This is a genomic window from Streptococcus sp. 2741 (genome assembly GCF_013276315.1).
Taxonomy (GTDB): Bacteria; Bacillota; Bacilli; order Lactobacillales; family Streptococcaceae; genus Streptococcus; species Streptococcus pseudopneumoniae.
Genome location: NZ_VMKU01000033.1, coordinates 1 through 4,318 on the forward strand (window position 1 = coordinate 1; position 4,318 = coordinate 4,318).

General features: G+C 41.8%; 4 protein-coding genes. All 4 read left to right on the top strand.

Annotated elements, in window-relative coordinates; all coding sequences use genetic code 11:
• Nucleotides 1-215: 215 nt before the first annotated feature.
• The 4 genes from adhP (at nucleotide 216) to HT671_RS04040 (ending at nucleotide 4,226) form a co-directional block, all read left to right on the top strand.
• Nucleotides 216-1,235: an alcohol dehydrogenase AdhP gene (gene adhP / locus HT671_RS04025; protein WP_000649185.1), complete on the top strand. Its 1,020-nt coding sequence runs from the start codon at nucleotides 216-218 to the stop codon at nucleotides 1,233-1,235.
• A gap of 235 nt (nucleotides 1,236-1,470) precedes the next feature.
• Complete coding sequence (locus tag HT671_RS04030) at nucleotides 1,471-2,460, top strand: PTS sugar transporter subunit IIB (RefSeq protein ID WP_000021972.1); 990 nt, start codon at nucleotides 1,471-1,473, stop codon at nucleotides 2,458-2,460.
• A 27-nt stretch (nucleotides 2,461-2,487) separates the two neighbouring features.
• A complete protein-coding gene (locus HT671_RS04035; RefSeq protein WP_172923052.1) occupies nucleotides 2,488-3,291 on the top strand; it encodes a PTS mannose/fructose/sorbose transporter subunit IIC in 804 nt (267 codons plus the stop codon).
• A gap of 23 nt (nucleotides 3,292-3,314) precedes the next feature.
• Nucleotides 3,315-4,226 (top strand): PTS system mannose/fructose/sorbose family transporter subunit IID, encoded by a 912-nt coding sequence (locus HT671_RS04040; protein ID WP_000136861.1) that lies wholly within the window; start codon nucleotides 3,315-3,317, stop codon nucleotides 4,224-4,226.
• Nucleotides 4,227-4,318: the final 92 nt, after the last annotated feature.

The following is a 4,318-nucleotide window of genomic DNA, read 5'->3' on the forward strand; positions in this document are numbered from 1 at the left end:
AGTTGATTTCATATTACTATTGTATAATGCTTTTTGATTTTAGTTTAGTATTAATCGATTGTTCTACTTTTTGTCTCCAAAACCTTGGAAAAGGCTTTCTTTTGTGATATACTTTACATATAAATACAAGAGAGCTCGTCACACTCGACTCTGTTGACAAAAAATCAATCCAGTCCCGTTGTCCCTGTTCTCGGTCAATATAAAGGAGGATAGCTATGAAAGCTGTTGTTGTAAATCCAGAAAGCACTGGTGTTGCTGTTGAAGAAAAAGTGCTCCGTCCACTTGAAACTGGAGAAGCACTTGTAGAAATTGAATACTGTGGTGTTTGCCACACTGACCTCCACGTTGCCCATGGTGACTTTGGTCAAGTACCAGGACGTGTTCTTGGCCACGAAGGTGTTGGTATCGTTAAAGAAATTGCTCCAGATGTGAAAAGCCTTAAAGTCGGTGACCGCGTCAGCGTTGCTTGGTTCTTTGAAGGATGTGGTACTTGCGAATACTGTACAACTGGTCGCGAAACCCTTTGCCGTACAGTAAAAAATGCTGGTTACTCAGTAGACGGTGGTATGGCTGAACAGTGTATCGTAACGGCAGACTATGCTGTTAAAGTTCCTGACGGACTTGATCCAGCCCAAGCTTCTTCTATCACATGTGCTGGTGTAACAACCTATAAAGCTATTAAAGAAGCCAAAGTTGAACCAGGCCAATGGGTTGTTCTTTACGGTGCTGGTGGACTTGGTAACCTAGCTGTTCAATATGCTAAAAAAGTATTCAATGCTCATGTTATCGCAGTTGATATCAACAATGACAAACTTGCCCTTGCAAAAGAAGTAGGCGCTGACATTGTTATTAACGGCCTCGAAGTTGAAGATGTACCTGGACTTATCAAGGAAAAAACTGATGGAGGTGCTCACTCAGCTGTCGTAACTGCTGTGTCTAAAGTTGCCTTCAATCAGGCTGTTGACTCCGTTCGTGCTGGTGGTCGCGTAGTCGCTGTTGGTCTTCCTTCTGAAATGATGGAACTTAGCATCGTAAAAACCGTTCTAGATGGAATCCAAGTCATCGGTTCTCTTGTAGGAACTCGTAAAGACTTGGAAGAAGCCTTCCAATTCGGTGCAGAAGGTTTAGTAGTTCCAGTTGTTCAAAAACGTCCAATAGAAGATGCCGTAGCCATTTTCGACGAAATGGAAAAAGGTCAAATCCAAGGACGTATGGTACTCGACTTCACCCACTAATCTAATAGAAACCTATTTTAAAAGTTGGAAGCTTCTTTCAACTTTTTTATATTAAATTTTTAAATGTGGATTCAATATTACTCCTCAAAAAACTCAATATATCAACATCCAAAAGTAAAAGTTTTTTTAATTTTTTATGATAAATAGTTGCTTTTTACATGAAAACGGTTTATACTTAAACAGTCTTAAAGTTTTCTTAAATGAAAACTAAAACAAAAAAGGAGGAATGACAATAATGAGTATCGGAATCATTATTGCGAGCCACGGCGAATTTGCTGCGGGTATTCATCAGTCAGGATCTATGATCTTTGGTGAACAAGAAAAGGTTCAAGTTGTGACCTTTATGCCAAATGAAGGTCCTGATGATCTATACGCTAAGTTTAATAACGCTGTTGCTGCATTTGACGCAGAAGATGAGGTTCTAGTTTTGGCTGACCTTTGGAGTGGTTCTCCATTTAACCAAGCTAGTCGCGTGATGGGAGAAAATCCTGAGCGTAAGTTTGCCATCATCACAGGACTTAACTTACCGATGTTGATTCAAGCCTACACAGAGCGCCTCATGGACGCTGCTGCAGGTGTAGAAAAAGTCGCTGCTAATATCATTAAAGAAGCCAAAGATGGCATCAAAGCTCTTCCAGAAGAGCTAAATCCAGTTGAAGAAGTTGCAAGCGCTGCAGCTGCTCCAGTTGCCCAAGCTGCTATCCCAGAAGGAACTGTTATCGGAGACGGTAAATTGAAAATCAATCTTGCCCGTCTTGACACACGTCTACTTCACGGTCAGGTTGCAACTGCTTGGACTCCAGATTCAAAAGCAAATCGTATCATCGTTGCTTCAGATAACGTGGCTAAAGACGACCTTCGTAAAGAATTGATTAAACAAGCAGCTCCAGGTAATGTCAAGGCTAACGTGGTTCCAATTCAAAAACTGATTGAGATTTCAAAAGACCCACGTTTTGGAGAAACACATGCCCTTATCTTGTTTGAAACACCTCAAGATGCCCTTCGTGCCATCGAAGGCGGCGTGCCAATCAAGACTCTTAACGTTGGTTCTATGGCTCACTCAACAGGTAAAACATTGGTCAATACCGTTTTGTCTATGGACAAAGAAGATGTTGCTACATTTGAAAAAATGCGTGACTTGGGTGTTGAATTTGATGTCCGTAAAGTACCGAATGATTCTAAAAAAGATTTGTTTGACTTGATTAACAAAGCCAATGTCAAATAAGCCATTATTTATGAAAGGATTTTAAACATGTCTATTATTTCTATGGTTTTAGTAGTCGTTGTAGCCTTCTTTGCAGGTCTTGAAGGCATCCTCGACCAGTTCCAATTTCACCAACCACTTGTAGCCTGTACCCTTATTGGGCTTGTAACAGGTCACTTGGAAGCAGGGATTATCCTCGGTGGATCGCTTCAAATGATTGCCCTTGGTTGGTCAAATATCGGTGCTGCTATCGCTCCTGATGCTGCACTTGCTTCTGTCGCTGCTGCCATTATCATGGTTCTTGGTGGTGACTTTACCAAGACTGGTATCGGTGTTGCCCAAGCGGTTGCTATCCCTCTTGCCGTAGCTGGACTTTTCTTGACAATGATTGTTCGTACAATTTCAGTTGGTTTGGTTCATACTGCAGATGCTGCCGCTAAAAAAGGTGACTTCGGCGCTGTGGAGCGTGCGCATTTCATTGCGCTACTTTTCCAAGGACTTCGTATCGCGCTTCCTGCAGCTCTTCTCCTTATGGTACCAACTGAAACTGTACAAAGTATCCTTAGTGCCATGCCAGACTGGCTCAAAGATGGTATGGCTATCGGTGGTGGTATGGTCGTTGCCGTTGGTTACGCCATGGTTATCAACATGATGGCAACTCGTGAAGTATGGCCATTCTTCGCTCTTGGTTTCGTTCTCGCTGCTGTGTCAGATATTACTCTAATCGGATTCGGTGCTATCGGTGGTGCTATCGCTCTTATCTACCTTCACCTTTCTAAAACTGGTGGAAATGGTGGCGGAGGAGCCGCAACTTCTAACGACCCAATCGGCGATATCCTAGAAGACTACTAAGATAAGAAAGGACTGAAAACATCATGACTGAAAAACTTCAATTAACTAAATCAGATCGTAAAAAAGTTTGGTGGCGTTCAACCTTCTTACAAGGGTCTTGGAACTTTGAACGGATGCAAAACTTGGGCTGGGCTTATACACTCATTCCAGCTATCAAAAAACTCTATACTAAAAAAGAAGATCAAATCGCTGCTCTTGAGCGTCACCTTGAGTTCTTCAACACTCATCCATACGTAGCTGCTCCAGTCATGGGGGTTACTCTTGCGCTTGAAGAAGAACGTGCTAACGGTGTGGAAATCGATGACGCTGCTATCCAAGGGGTTAAAATCGGTATGATGGGACCTCTTGCTGGTATCGGTGACCCAGTATTCTGGTTTACAGTACGCCCAATCCTTGGATCTCTCGGTGCTTCACTTGCCCTTACTGGCAATATCTTGGGTCCACTCCTCTTCTTTGTTGCATGGAACTTGATTCGTATGTCATTCTTGTGGTATGTTCAAGAGATTGGATATAAGGCTGGATCAGAAATCACCAAAGATATGTCTGGTGGTATCCTTCAAGATATCACTAAAGGAGCTTCTATCCTTGGGATGTTCATTCTTGCTGTCCTTGTTCAACGTTGGGTAAATATTAAATTTGCTTTCGATGTTTCTAAAGTTCAACTAGATGAAAAGGCTTATATCCATTGGGATAAATTGCCAGAAGGGTCTAAAGGTATCCAAGAAGCATTCGCACAAGTAGGACAAGGATTGTCTCAAACTCCTGAAAAAGTTACTACTTTCCAACAAAACTTGGATATGTTGATTCCTGGATTATCAGGACTACTCCTTACTTTACTTTGCATGTACTTACTTAAGAAAAAAGTATCTCCAATCACTATTATCCTTGCCCTCTTCGCAGTGGGTATTGTGGCACATGTTCTTCACATCATGTAATCAAGCAACTAAAAAGGAACCAGGTTCTAAAATCTGATTCCTTTTTTCTAGGCTTTTATACTCAATGAAAATCAAAGAGCAAACTAGGAAGC